The organism is Sulfuriferula nivalis (genome assembly GCF_009937995.1).
GTDB classification, from domain to species: domain Bacteria; phylum Pseudomonadota; class Gammaproteobacteria; order Burkholderiales; family Sulfuriferulaceae; genus Sulfuriferula; species Sulfuriferula nivalis.
Window position 1 is genome coordinate 1,307,227 of the sequence record NZ_AP021881.1, and the last position, 12,770, is coordinate 1,319,996.

A 12,770-nucleotide genomic window follows, 5' to 3' on the forward strand; every position below is an offset into this window, starting at 1 on the left:
ACTCTTTGCTAGTGAATATATGGTCAACCACAGAAAACCAATATTCATTAGTTAGGCTTTAGTCAGCACAATTTCCACACTGTGGTTCATAAAACTGTAGGAAAGCGGCACTTCTTTGATTTTAGTCAATGACCAGTCTAAATCCAACCCCAGCTTCTGTAAGTAAGCAGCATGGCTGAGCTGGATTTTTTTCCAATTTCTGCCGTAGTTGGCTCATGTAGATGCGAAGGTAGTGGGCATGCTCGACATGAGAGGGCCCCCATACCTCTAATAACATCTGACGATGAGTCATTACTCTTCCAGCATTCCGTACGAGCAGCATAAGCAAACGGTATTCAATTGGTGTAAGGTGTATAGGCTGCTGATCGCGCTTGACGGTTCGGTTCGCCATATCAACTGTTATTCCGCAAAACTCGACTACTGAAATATCATCTCCTTGCGTTCTGTCACGTCGACGCAATGCAACCCGCACCCTTGCCAGTAACTCACCGACTCCGAAAGGTTTGGTCAGATAGTCATCCGCACCTGCATCAAGCGCAGCAATTTTGTTAGCCTCATCAGACCTTGCCGACAATATGATTATGGGTAATTTAGACCAACTGCGCAGGTCACGGATAAACACGATACCGTCTTCATCTGGCAACCCAAGGTCGAGAATCACGATGTCTGGTTGGCGTGTCCCCGCTTCAACGAGTCCTTGATGTACCGTTCCAGCTTCGTATACTTGAAACCCTTCTTCTTCGAGTGCAACTCGGACGAAACGCCTGATCTGTTTTTCGTCTTCGACGATGAGGACGATAGGGGCATTAGTAATCATTCGACATTTGACTCCATGTTTTCAAGCAATGTGGGAAGCGATGGTGGTGTACCAAGCGGCAGTGTAAACACAAATCGGGCTCCTCCAGTTGGCACATTCTCCGCCCAGATACGTCCCTTATGCGCTTCAACGATAGCTCGGCAAATAGCCAGTCCCAGCCCGACACCTGGCTTTGTTGATTCTTTCTCACCGCGTGTAAATTTCTCGAATATAGTTTCTTCGCCACCATGTGGTAGCCCTGGTCCGTTATCAGTTACCGAAATTTGAGCTTCACCATCACGGACCGCAGCGGCAATGTGGATATCACTGTCTGGCGGGGTGTACTTTGCCGCATTTTCAAGCAAATTGCATAATACGCGCTCTATCAACACCGCATCGAATTCCAACAAGGGGAAGTCTGCTGGCAGGGCAGCATGAACTCGATGATCTGCGAGTTGATGTTCCCGTGCTTTTTGTGCACTGCCTACAACTTCTTCAAGTGGCTGCCATTGCATATTGAGTTTGATGTTACCAGACTGCAAACGTGCCATATCCAGCAGGTTGTTGACCAGCGCATTCATGCGAAACGCTTGATCCTGTAATGCGTTGGCTAGATTAAGTTGTGCCTCACTCAATGTGGGAGGGGTCCGGATAAGTGTATCGGCTAGCCCGACGAGCGCAGTCAATGGCGTGCGTAAGTCGTGGGAAAGCGCAGAAAGTACTGAGTTACGTAACCGTTCGGATTCAATTCTGACAACCGCATCCTGCGCTACGTCTATGTAATGCACACGCTCCAGTGCAGTAGCGATTAATGCAGCAAAGCCATCCATCTGGCGGCGTTGTTCTGGGATCAGTAACCAGCGTGGGTTGGCAGATTCAATAGCCAGTATCCCACGCATACGCATCGGTGCACGTAATGGCAGATACAGAATAGCGCTGCCTGGCAATGTATCGGTACCAAAACCAGCTGGTTCATTATGGTCGAACGACCATTGGGCGATACTTGCATCTACAGTAGGCGCTGGATTGGTATTACGCATTGCGGGCTGCAATTTGTCATGATCGTCTGCCAACAATATGGCAATTTGAACGCCAAAAGTAGCCTCGATAAATTTATGGCTGAGGTCTATGATCTGCTCTGGTAGTAGCACTCCAGACAAATCTCGTGCCATTTCATAAAGCGCACGTAAGCGAGTTTCACGCTGGGAGGCAATCTGCGCTTGATAGCGCAAATTGGTAGTCAGATGACCGATGACCAATGCAACTGCAAACATGATAGCGAAGGTGACTAGATACTGAGCGTCGCTGACAGCAAAAGAAAAGCGCGGCGGAACCAGAAAAAAATCGAACATGATGACGCTGAGAAAAGCCGCCATTACAGATGGACCTCTATCGTATTTGACCCCAACTAGCACTACAGCAAGCAGGAACACCATGACGATGTTAGCTAACTCGAAATAGGGTCGCATAACTGTACCAACTAGGGTTGCGACAGCACAAGCCACGATAGACCAGGCATAGGGTTGCCAAGTTCGTTTAACGCGTTCTTCATGCTTGACCATCCGAGCACTGTACTGTTTACCACGAATATCCGATGTGTCGCGCACTACTTGGATAATATCCAGATCCGCAGACAAGCGCCCGATACGCTCGGCAAAAGAACGTCGCCAAGGCCTCCAACCTTTGTAATCCCGTCCAATAACTAATTTTGTTAGATTTCGGCTATAAGCATATTCCACCACGGTTTCGGCTTCATCCTGCCCAGACAGCGTGGCAGTTTGTGCGCCCAGTTCATGCGCGAGTCTCAAGGTGTGCAGAATGCGGTCACGTTCAGCACTCGGCAAGCGTTGCAGATCTGGTGTTTCCACATATACTGCATGCCATTCGACATCAAGTTCTGATGCCAGGCGGCTGGCACGGCGGACAACTTTTTCAGCGCCAGACTGCGGCCCCACGCAAACCAGTAGATTCTCCTTAGTCTGCCAAACCTTATCAATTGATCGTTCCTGGCGGTATGTCCGCATCTGGTCATCGACGCGGTCAGCTGTACGACGTAGCGAAAGCTCGCGCAGTGCAATCAAATTTCCCTTGCGGAAAAAATTGCGTATAGCTTCTTGAGCCTGTTGAGGTATATAGACTTTACCGTCATGCAATCGCTGCAACAATTCATCAGGGGTGATATCAACCAAGACCACTTCATCGGCCTGATCGAACACCTTATCAGGCACTGTCTCCCAGACACGAATACCTGTGATCGCCCCAATAATATCGTTGAGACTTTCCAGATGCTGCACATTCAGCGTAGTGTAAACATCAATACCAGCCGCAAGCAACTCCTCCAAATCTTGCCAGCGCTTTGGATGGCGGGATCCTTGTACATTCGTATGAGCCAGTTCATCGACCAGAATAAGCGTCGGATGGCGTTGCAGTGCCGCATCAAGATCAAACTCATGCAATATTTTGCCGCGATATTCGATTTCCTTAAGCGGCAATATTACCGAGCCTTCAAGCAAGGCCATAGTTTCGGCTCTGCCATGGGTTTCGACTAGACCTACCAGGACGTCGAGACCCTGATTGCGCAATTGTCGCGCAGCAGAGAGCATGGCAAAGGTTTTGCCCACGCCAGCAGAAGCACCGAAAAAAACCTTGAGTTTACCTCGGCGCGCCTTTTCCTCGTCACGCTGCACGCGCTCGAGCAATTCGTCAGGATTGGGGCGCTGGTCATTCATGTTGATCAATATATGACATCATATTATCCTTGTGAAACACCAGTAATTTAATGCTCATAACATTTCCACGCTTTCCTTTTTCTTGATTCGCACTCACAGCTACAAGTCAATTGTCTGCCATATGCCACGTTGTGTCGTGCATCATTTACCTCATGCAATTGTCTGCAAATAGGACAACGGTGAACATGGCAAAAACCATGCTGCATTTCCCTATTAACTGACTCATTCATATTTCCGCTGTGATTTTGGTGAGTACACCATTCGAGCAGCGCGTAAATCAGCCCGAGCGGTGCAATAATGACCAGTAGTGCCAGTAATGGTCCGACTATACTTTCCATTTTTTTAGAAAGTACGTCCCGCTTGCAGTATGACCACACCCTTATTCAAATCACGCGTTTCGGTAGTTGCCAGTGAAGCGCCGCCCACAGGTGGTCTGAAGAAGGTGTTGTTGGATGCGGCAACATAAGCCAGGGATGCGTTCCAGCCACTAGTGAAGGTCTTAGCAAGCCCCAGTTTGTAATCAGTGTAATCCGCACTAACGTTACCACTGCCAGTAATGTAATCTGCTTTGACATCAGTGCGACCCACGTGTATGCCCAGCGTCAGATCATCCATCAAAGGGTAATTGACTGAAAGATCGTGATACATGGTTCCTTTGGTATCACCCGTATAGCCAGTATTGGTGTTGGCACCGAAATAATCTGTGGTAGCGACAGACAGCTTGTAACTGATCCATTTCCACGACAACCCAGCATTCAATTCGAAATTGTCGAAACTCTGGGATGGATAGACAAATTGCGAACTCTTGTTGTAATTGGCACCAGGATAATAATAACCATAACCACCAAGCGTAAAGCCGAAATCGTCATTGATTTTGCCATTGTAGCCAGCATAGTAGTCCACTTCTAGATTGCCACCAGCATAGCTATTGCTACTTACATTGGAACCCCAGAGTCCCGCGTAAAATCCGCTAGTGTGTGTGTAGTCAACCCCGCCTTGCAGGGCAGGCTGGCCCCAGGTTTGGTCAATACCGCGAAAACGGTAATCGCTGACCAAGTTGATATTGGACGTAAGGGTATTGGAGGATGCTGGTGCAACAGCTGCATCTTCGGCACAAGCGACATGAGAAACAGCCGTTAATAAAGTGACAGCAGCGAGTGTTGATAAACGAATTTGATGCATGGTATTTTCCTTATAGTATTTTCAAGTTATTCAATATGTTGTATGCGACCGATTTCGGCCTCAGGTAAACTCAGCACTATTGCGCTCATGGCGGCTAGCTGGGCAGATTCAAACAAACCCAGCCAGACGCGCATCAGTGTGCTGTGTGCTACAGGCTGGACACGCATGAACTCCAGCCATTTGCCGCAAGCAGTGGTGACCGCATTGCGCAGCTGCGCCACGTATTCTGCTTCTACAGTAATGAGCATCATGACTCTATGTTCGTTTGGCTTAATAGTGACGACAGCAGATTTCATTTCATACTCCTTATTGGTGCAAACTATCCAGGGCAAGATTAAGTTGCAGCACGTTAACGCCAGGCTCACCCAAGATGCCAAATTGACGTTGCTCAGTATATTTATTAACCAGTTGCTGAACACTTGTTGTATCTATGCCACGCAAACGTGCGACGCGGTTAATCTGATACGCTGCTGCTGCCGGGCTGATGTGTGGATCCAGTCCGCTACCTGAAGCGGTGACCAGATCCACTGGCACTGGCGCAGTGTTACCAGGGTCAGCATCATGCAAAGCTTGTATCCTGCCCTTGACCGCATCAATTAGCGCTGGATTAGTCGGGCCCAGATTGGAACCGCCAGAAGCAGCTGCGTTGTCAGGCATAGGCCCAGTCGCTGATGGACGGCTCCAGAAATACTTAGGGTCGCTGAATGACTGACCAATCAGCCTGGAGCCAATAGCTTTACCATCTTTGATAATCAGGCTGCCATTGGCCTGATCTGGCATGAACACCTGAGCAATGCCAGTCACGGCAAGCGGGTAAGCGATTCCTGTCACTAAAGTCAGTAGCAGAAAGCTGATAACTGCAGGGCGAAGTTCTTTTAACATGTGATACTCCTTAAATTAAACCCAACCAAAGGTGGACAGCATCAGGTCGATCAGCTTGATCCCAATAAAGGGAACAATGACGCCACCAACGCCATAGACCAGCAGATTGTTGCGTAATAATACGTTTGCACCGATAGCGCGGTATTTCACCCCTGTGAGTGCGAGCGGAATCAGCGCGACGATGATCAGTGCATTAAAGATGACCGCAGAGAGGATTGCGCTGGCTGGGGTGGACAGATGCATAACATTGAGTGCGGCCAGTGCTGGATAAGTAGATACGAAAGCAGCCGGGATGATGGCAAAATACTTGGCCACATCGTTGGCAATACTGAAAGTGGTCAAAGCGCCACGTGTCATCAGCATCTGTTTGCCGGTTTCCACGATTTCGATCAGCTTGGTGGGGTTGGAATCCAAGTCCACCATATTGCCTGCTTCCTTGGCAGCTTGCGTACCAGAATTCATCGCCACGGCAACATCGGCTTGCGCCAAAGCGGGTGCATCGTTGGTACCATCACCAGTCATTGCCACCAGTCGGCCTTGCGCCTGATGGTCGCGGATGAGCTTGAGTTTTGCCTCTGGTGTCGCTTCTGCCAGAAAATCGTCCACACCTGCCTCAGCAGCAATTGCAGCTGCGGTAAGGCGGTTGTCACCTGTAATCATGATGGTTTTGATACCCATGCGACGCAGCTCGGCAAAGCGTTCCTTGATACCACCCTTGACGATATCCTTGAGCTCCACCACACCAAGCACTTTGCTGCCGTCAGCAACGACTAGCGGGGTGCTGCCGCGGCGGGCGGCGTCGTCAACCAGTGTTTGCACATTGGCAGGAAAATCCCCACCCATGCTTCTTACATGGTCACGGATCGAATCGGATGCCCCTTTGCGTATCTGCCGGGTGTCCAGATCGACCCCACTCATGCGGGTATGTGCGCTGAAATGTACGAATGTCGCGCCAAGTGCATGAATATCGCGCTCACGCATGTCAAATTTCTGCTTGGCTAGCACTACGATGCTACGACCTTCAGGTGTTTCGTCTGCAAGTGAAGCAAGTTGAGCAGCATCAGCAAGTTCACGTTCAGTGACACCGCTGGCAGGAAGAAACTGCGAAGCCTGACGATTACCCAGCGTAATAGTGCCGGTCTTGTCCAACAGCAGCACATCCACGTCCCCTGCCGCTTCAACAGCGCGACCCGATGTGGCGATCACATTTTTCTGCATCATGCGCCCCATCCCTGCCACGCCGATAGCAGAAAGCAAACCACCGATAGTGGTAGGGATCAGACATACCAGTAACGCCACCAAGGTGGTAATCGTAACGGGTTGCCCAGCTTTGGCAGCATCCACACTGTATAGTGAATAAGGCAGCAGCGTCACGGTAGCCAGCAGGAAAATAATGGTCATCGCCACTAATAGGATAGTCAGTGCGATTTCATTCGGCGTTTTCTGCCGTTTGGCGCCTTCCACCATTGCTATCATACGGTCAATAAAAGCCTCGCCAGGATTTACCGTAACACGGACTATCAGCCAGTCGGACAGCACGGTTGTACCACCAGTGACGGCATTAAAGTCTCCGCCCGATTCACGAATTACGGGTGCGGACTCACCCGTGATGGCGGATTCATTCACCGACGCGACGCCTTCGATTACTTCACCGTCAGCCGGTATCATATCGCCTGCTTCCACCAGCACCACGTCACCACGCCGTAAGTCGGTGCCAGGTAAGAGATCCACCTTGGCATCATGGCGAGGTTCGCGCAGCTTTTTGGCCAATACTGTTTTCTTGGCTGCACGCAGTGACGCTGCCTGAGCCTTACTACGACCCTCGGCCAATGCTTCGGCGAAATTGGCAAACAGCACCGTGAACCACAGCCACAATGTGATTGCTAAGATGAAACCAGTAGGTGCTTCGCCTTCGCCGCCCAACGCCTGAAAGAACAGGATAGTGGTCAGTATGCTCCCTACCCACACCACGAACATGACTGGGTTTTTAATTTGGCTCTGCGGGGTCAACTTCTTAAATGAATCCCACAGTGCCTGTGTCGCGATTGCGCGATCAAACAATGCGAAAGATTTAGTTCTCATATTCATATCTATTCTCCTAGGCGACTTAGTGTGTGCCTATCATGGTCAAGTGCTCGATTATCGGACCGAGTCCAAGCGCTGGCACAAAGGTCAATGCGCCAACCAGAATTACCGTACCAATCAGCAGTCCGACAAATAACGGGGTATGGGTGTGCATGGTGCCTGCACCTACTGGAATGCGTTTCTTGGCAGCCATAGCGCCAGCCAAGGCCAGCACTGGGATCATTAACCAGATACGGCCGAAGAACATGGCAAAGCCGAGTGCGATGTTATAGAAAGGCGTATTTGCAGAAATGCCCGCAAACGCACTGCCGTTGTTACCTACAGCCGAAGTGAAGGCATACAGCACCTCACTGAAACCATGCGCGCCAGGATTGAAAATACTGCTCTTTCCTACATCCAGCATGACTGCTAACGCTGTGCCTCCCAAGATGATCAAAGGTGGGATCAGGATTACCAGCGAGGCCATCTTGATATCGAAGCTCTCGATTTTCTTACCCAGATATTCCGGCGTACGACCTATCATCAGACCAGCAATGAATACCGCGATTACGACGTAGATCAGCATGCCATATAGACCTGAGCCTACCCCGCCGAACACGACTTCACCGAGTTGGATTTGCGCCAACGGCACCATTCCGCCGAGTGGTGTGAACGAATCGTGCATGCTGTTCACCGCGCCACAGGATGCGGCTGTGGTAATGGTCGCGAACAGGGCAGAGTTGACGATGCCGAAGCGAGTCTCCTTGCCTTCCATATTGCCACCTGACTGGCTTACCGAAACAGTTTGATCGGCACCAAGCGCAGTAAGCGCAGGATTACCCTGCAGCTCGGCATATTCAGCCACAGCGAGGAAGCCAACGAACAGCACGGTCATGGCTGCAAGTATCGCCCAACCCTGGCGGGTATCACCCACCATTTTGCCAAAGGTGTAGCACAGTGCACCAGGTATCAGGAAAATCGCCAGCATGGCCAGGAAATTACTGAGCGGTGTTGGATTCTCAAAAGGATGCGCTGAGTTAGCGTTAAAGAAACCACCACCGTTAGTACCGATTTGCTTGATCGCTTCTTGCGACGCAACAGGTCCCATGGCAATGGTCTGCTCCTGGGTGGTTACTTTTTCGGTAACCGGGTTACCTGCCGCGTCTTTCAGCGGGTTGCCAGCAGCATCCAGTTTCGGCGTATCGTAGGTCATGGCCTCAACTGTAGGCACAGTCTGGTAGGGTGAGAAGTTTTGCACCACGCCTTGACCCACCAGCACCAGTGCCAGCAACATCGACAGCGGCAGCAGGATGTACAGCGTACCGCGTGTTATGTCCACCCAGAAATTACCTATGGTTTCCACCGTATGCCGCGCAAAACCACGTATCAGTGCGATGGCAACTGCCATACCGATGGCAGCAGAGAAGAAATTCTGCACCGCCAGCCCCAGCATCTGGGTGAGATAGCTCATGGTGCCTTCACCGACATAACCCTGCCAGTTAGTGTTGGTCATGAAACTGATCGCCGTATTGAAAGATGAATCTGGACTGACGGCGCCGAAACTTTGCGGATTCAACGGCAACATACCCTGCAACCGCTGCAGGCCGTACACGGCGAGTACGCCGAGCAGGCTGAACCAGAGCATGGCAAGCGCATAACGCGTCCAACGCATTTCCTGATCGGGATTTACACCACAGATACGATAAAAAATATTCTCTACAGGCTTCATCCAGCGCGCGAACGCGGGTAAGTCGCCTTCGTAGACTCGCGCCATATACCCACCCAGCGGTTTCACCAGGGTGAGCAGTACCACAAGGTACAAGCCAATTTGTAACAGTCCGTTGTTAGTCATTAGAATAGCTCCGGTTTAAATAAAGCGACGACAAGATATACCAGCAATCCAAGAGACACGATGCCTCCCAATACGTAGAGCCAGGTCATGATGGTCTCCTTAGTTTTTCAAAACCGTAAACAATAAGTACTGACAGTCCGAAAAAGGCTGTAATCAGTGCAAGATAAAATAAATCCATGTGATGTCCTCCATGTGTAACTTCACACTACGCATTCTAGTAACTTACTAATTAAAAGCTTGTAAAGGTTACGTGTTGAATTGTAAGGATTTCGTAAAGAGAACGAATTACTACACGATGGTAGTGGGTGACAATGCTTTCATGGATTCAAACTTGGCACCTCCTGCATGCATTGCAGCGTTAGACGAACAATGTAACTCCCTTACAGGAAAGTTTCATATTAATAGCCCCCTCTGAATGGGGGCTGTTATCTGATATGGCTTTTGTCTCAATGCTGATCTGGGATCAATAAGCCTGATTTCAGACGACGGTAATAAGTCGCACGGCTTAAACCCAGGGTTTTCCATGGCTCACCCTCTTTGGTTGTCGATTTTGGTCTGCCACCACGTTTGCCGCGGACTGATTGAAGTGCTGAAAAATGACGTTCAGTGAATCGTTGCCACACCCATTTTGCGACAGATTTAGATATTGCCTGCACTTCAGCAAACATGAGTGGTGGATCAAATTGGTTCAAGTTCTCTGCCTGGGACAGTACAGCTGTATGCCACTGAGCAGCATTTGCACCATTCTTTTTGTATATCCTGATCCATTGATAGGACCATGACCTAATTTCATCGTAAGCGTCCAGCCCATCCACCTGTCATTGCCCGCCAAACTCATGCAATCTAGCTGCTTTTTTATGAAAGGCACGCTAGATGGCTACTCGACACACGCCTGATTTTTGGCAAACGCACCTTACCGCTTGGCAACAAACCAAACTGACCGTCACAGCTTATTGCACCCAGCACGGCTTATGTGCCAAGACCTTTTATCGCTGGCGCAGCCAGCTGACAACAGCGCCCAATCTCACGCGCCAGCCACCGCTAACCCTCATCCCCGTCAGTGTTCAACCTGCGCCTGTCACGGGCACGCTCCAGCTCCACAGCCCCACTGGCTGGCGGGTAGAGCTTCCCATTGCTAGCACGCCCTGGCTAATTGACTTGTTGCGGCAACTGCCATGATATCTGCCCATCCCATCAGCCCCATCGCCACCCAGGTCTGGCTAGTCATCGAACCCGTGGACATGCGCATCGGCATAGATGGCCTTTCCCAGCGCATCCAGCACCGCCTGGGTCGCAGTCCCTGCGACGGCGCCGCCTACGCCTTCCGTAATCGTCGCCAAACGCGGGTCAAGCTCCTGGTCTGGGATGGCACAGGGGTCTGGTTGTGCCAACGCCGACTGCATCGTGGTCACTTCACCTGGCCAGACATCGCTGCCATCACCCATCCTTTAACCCCCACACAGTGGGACTGGCTGATCACAGGTATCGACTGGCAAAGACTCAGTGCCCCAGCCCCTGCCCACTGGCAGGTGTAGCCACTCATGATTCAGTAAAAACATGCCTGAAACCCGCATTATTGCTGGTTTCAGGCGGGGTGAAATGGTATAATTCAAGCATGGATTCAGCCCAACAACTTGCCCAATTTATCCCCGATCCCGCCTTGGCGGCGTATGTGGATAAGCTGTTGGCGCAGGTTAAACAGGATGCTGAACTCATTCAACAAAACACAGTATTACTCCAGCAAAACACCGCACAAATCCTCACGCTGACTAAGCAAATCCAGCACGCCGAACTCAAGAACCAGGCTTTGGTACTGGAACTTGCCTATTACCGCCGCATCCGCTTCGCCAACAAGAGCGAGCAGCTCTCGCCTGAGCAGCGTGCGTTGTTTGATGAGTGCTGGGCAGCCGACATCACGGCCATTGAAGCCCAAATCGGGCAGCCAGATACACCTAATACCGAAGATGCGACAACCGCTATCCCCAAGCCTGCGCGTCCACGCGCAGGTCGTCAGCCACTGCCTGACCATCTGCCCCGCATCATTCATCGCCATGAGCCTGCATCTTGCCAGTGCGGTGCGTGTGGTGGTGCGTTAATCAAAATCGGTGAAGACATCAGCGAACAACTGGATGTCGAACCTGCCCAGTTCACCGTGCATCAACACATCCGTCCACAGTATGCTTGTCGCCACTGCGAAACCGTTGCTGCCGCCCCCATTCCAGCTGCCGTCATCGACGGCGGCGTGGCGACATCAGGTTTGCTGGCGTGGGTGATGATCAGTAAATTCGTTGATCATTTACCGCTCTACCGTATAGAACACATTGCCCAGCGCAGCCAGGTGACCCTGGCGCGTTCCACCTTGGCGGAGTGGGTCGGACGTGTGGGGGTAGCGTTGCAACCGTTGGTCGACAGGCTCACTGAATTACTGCTGGCACGCAGTGTATTGCATGCGGATGAAACGCCAGTGCCACAATTAGACCCCGGGGCGGGCAAAACCAAGAAAGCTTATCTGTGGGCTTACCGCACGGGTGATTTGGCATCCCCTTCATCCGCACCGCCTATCGTGGTGTTTGACTATCAGCCAGGGCGACAGGGATTGCATGCGCGGCACTTTCTGGCAGGTTGGCAAGGACACTTGATGGTTGACGATTACGCTGGTTATAAAGCGTTATTTACCCAAGGCATCACTGAGCTGGCATGCTTCGCACATGCACGTCGGAAGTTCTTTGATTTGCATGCGGCCAACCAAAGTCCAATTGCAGCGGCTGCGCTGCAGCGTATCGCGGCACTCTATGCCATTGAGCAGGCTGCGGACAAGCTGGATGCGGCAGGTCGTTTGCAGTTGCGCCAGACTCAGGCAAAACCGTTATTGGGCGAACTGCATGACTGGTTAATCCAGACTCGCGTCAAAGTGGCCGATGGCAGCGGCACAGCCCGCGCGTTGGATTACAGCATCAAGCGTTGGCCAGCACTGATACGCTATGCGGACAGCGGCATCTTGCCTATTGATAACAACCCAGTCGAAAATGCGATACGACCCATTGCCATCGGCAAAAAGAATTGGCTGTTCGCAGGCTCAGAACGTGCAGGCAAACGCGCTGCAGCGATTCAGAGTTTGTTGGCTACCGCCAAGCTCAATGGCTTGGAACCCTATGCATGGCTCAAAGATACGTTGGAAAAATTACCGGTCTGGCCTAATAGCCAGATTGATGAATTGCTGCCGTTTAAAAATGAACTACCATAAGTAGTGAAGGGATTGGAGTGG

The 12,770-nt window shown here is 51.1% G+C and carries 12 protein-coding genes; 3 read left to right on the forward strand and 9 right to left on the reverse strand.

The annotated features are described in order from the left end of the window. Positions 1-121: 121 nt before the first annotated feature. From kdpE to SFSGTM_RS06790, 9 genes are all read right to left on the reverse strand, one after another. Complete coding sequence (gene kdpE, locus SFSGTM_RS06750; protein WP_162084505.1) at positions 122-817, reverse strand: two-component system response regulator KdpE; 696 nt, start codon at positions 815-817, stop codon at positions 122-124. Next, a complete protein-coding gene (kdpD, locus tag SFSGTM_RS06755) occupies positions 814-3,525 on the reverse strand; it encodes a two-component system sensor histidine kinase KdpD (protein WP_162084506.1) in 2,712 nt (903 codons plus the stop codon). The genes kdpE and kdpD overlap by 4 nt, the downstream gene beginning before the upstream one ends. A gap of 342 nt (positions 3,526-3,867) precedes the next feature. Continuing rightward, a complete protein-coding gene (locus SFSGTM_RS06760; protein WP_162084507.1) occupies positions 3,868-4,707 on the reverse strand; it encodes a TorF family putative porin in 840 nt (279 codons plus the stop codon). Positions 4,708-4,733: 26 nt separating this feature from the next. Next, positions 4,734-5,003 (reverse strand): AP2/ERF family transcription factor, encoded by a 270-nt coding sequence (locus SFSGTM_RS06765; RefSeq protein WP_162084508.1) that lies wholly within the window; start codon positions 5,001-5,003, stop codon positions 4,734-4,736. A gap of 10 nt (positions 5,004-5,013) precedes the next feature. Continuing rightward, positions 5,014-5,589: a potassium-transporting ATPase subunit KdpC gene (gene kdpC, locus SFSGTM_RS06770; RefSeq protein WP_162084509.1), complete on the reverse strand. Its 576-nt coding sequence runs from the start codon at positions 5,587-5,589 to the stop codon at positions 5,014-5,016. A gap of 15 nt (positions 5,590-5,604) precedes the next feature. Continuing rightward, on the reverse strand, positions 5,605-7,671 hold the full coding sequence (gene kdpB, locus SFSGTM_RS06775) for a potassium-transporting ATPase subunit KdpB (RefSeq protein ID WP_198420652.1): 2,067 nt from the start codon (positions 7,669-7,671) through the stop codon (positions 5,605-5,607). 25 nt (positions 7,672-7,696) lie between these two features. Next, positions 7,697-9,505, reverse strand: a complete 1,809-nt coding sequence (kdpA, locus tag SFSGTM_RS06780) for a potassium-transporting ATPase subunit KdpA (protein ID WP_162084511.1) — start codon at positions 9,503-9,505, stop codon at positions 7,697-7,699. Next, on the reverse strand, positions 9,505-9,594 hold the full coding sequence (kdpF, locus tag SFSGTM_RS17315) for a K(+)-transporting ATPase subunit F (protein ID WP_162084512.1): 90 nt from the start codon (positions 9,592-9,594) through the stop codon (positions 9,505-9,507). The genes kdpA and kdpF overlap by 1 nt, the downstream gene beginning before the upstream one ends. 357 nt (positions 9,595-9,951) lie before the next feature. Further along, the gene (locus SFSGTM_RS06790) at positions 9,952-10,197 is read right to left on the reverse strand and encodes a primase C-terminal domain-containing protein (protein ID WP_162084513.1); all 246 of its coding nucleotides are present in this window, start codon (positions 10,195-10,197) and stop codon (positions 9,952-9,954) included. Positions 10,198-10,378: 181 nt separating this feature from the next. Between SFSGTM_RS06790 and tnpA the strand changes: the two genes are divergently transcribed. The 3 genes from tnpA (at position 10,379) to tnpC (ending at position 12,749) form a co-directional block, all read left to right on the forward strand. Continuing rightward, positions 10,379-10,684 (forward strand): IS66 family insertion sequence element accessory protein TnpA, encoded by a 306-nt coding sequence (gene tnpA, locus SFSGTM_RS06795; RefSeq protein ID WP_162083703.1) that lies wholly within the window; start codon positions 10,379-10,381, stop codon positions 10,682-10,684. A gap of 62 nt (positions 10,685-10,746) precedes the next feature. Next, complete coding sequence (gene tnpB / locus SFSGTM_RS06800; RefSeq protein WP_232526076.1) at positions 10,747-11,040, forward strand: IS66 family insertion sequence element accessory protein TnpB; 294 nt, start codon at positions 10,747-10,749, stop codon at positions 11,038-11,040. 80 nt (positions 11,041-11,120) lie between these two features. Beyond that, positions 11,121-12,749 carry an IS66 family transposase gene (gene tnpC, locus SFSGTM_RS06805; RefSeq protein WP_162084465.1) on the forward strand — a complete coding sequence of 543 codons (1,629 nt, stop codon included), beginning with the start codon at positions 11,121-11,123 and terminating at the stop codon, positions 12,747-12,749. Positions 12,750-12,770 lie beyond the last annotated feature (21 nt).

Bases quoted from the DNA above. Each gene is read 5' to 3' on its own strand.
- SFSGTM_RS06765 (WP_162084508.1), bottom strand. From the start codon at position 5,003: ATGAAATCTGCTGTCGTCACTATTAAGCCAAACGAACATAGAGTCATG.
- kdpA (WP_162084511.1), bottom strand. From the start codon at position 9,505: ATGACTAACAACGGACTGTTACAAATTGGCTTGTACCTTGTGGTACTG.
- kdpB (WP_198420652.1), bottom strand. From the start codon at position 7,671: ATGAGAACTAAATCTTTCGCATTGTTTGATCGCGCAATCGCGACACAG.
- SFSGTM_RS06760 (WP_162084507.1), bottom strand. From the start codon at position 4,707: ATGCATCAAATTCGTTTATCAACACTCGCTGCTGTCACTTTATTAACG.
- tnpC (WP_162084465.1), top strand. From the start codon at position 11,121: ATGGATTCAGCCCAACAACTTGCCCAATTTATCCCCGATCCCGCCTTG.
- kdpD (WP_162084506.1), bottom strand. From the start codon at position 3,525: ATGAATGACCAGCGCCCCAATCCTGACGAATTGCTCGAGCGCGTGCAG.
- kdpF (WP_162084512.1), bottom strand. From the start codon at position 9,594: ATGACCTGGCTCTACGTATTGGGAGGCATCGTGTCTCTTGGATTGCTG.
- tnpB (WP_232526076.1), top strand. From the start codon at position 10,747: ATGCGCATCGGCATAGATGGCCTTTCCCAGCGCATCCAGCACCGCCTG.
- kdpC (WP_162084509.1), bottom strand. From the start codon at position 5,589: ATGTTAAAAGAACTTCGCCCTGCAGTTATCAGCTTTCTGCTACTGACT.
- tnpA (WP_162083703.1), top strand. From the start codon at position 10,379: ATGGCTACTCGACACACGCCTGATTTTTGGCAAACGCACCTTACCGCT.
- kdpE (WP_162084505.1), bottom strand. From the start codon at position 817: ATGATTACTAATGCCCCTATCGTCCTCATCGTCGAAGACGAAAAACAG.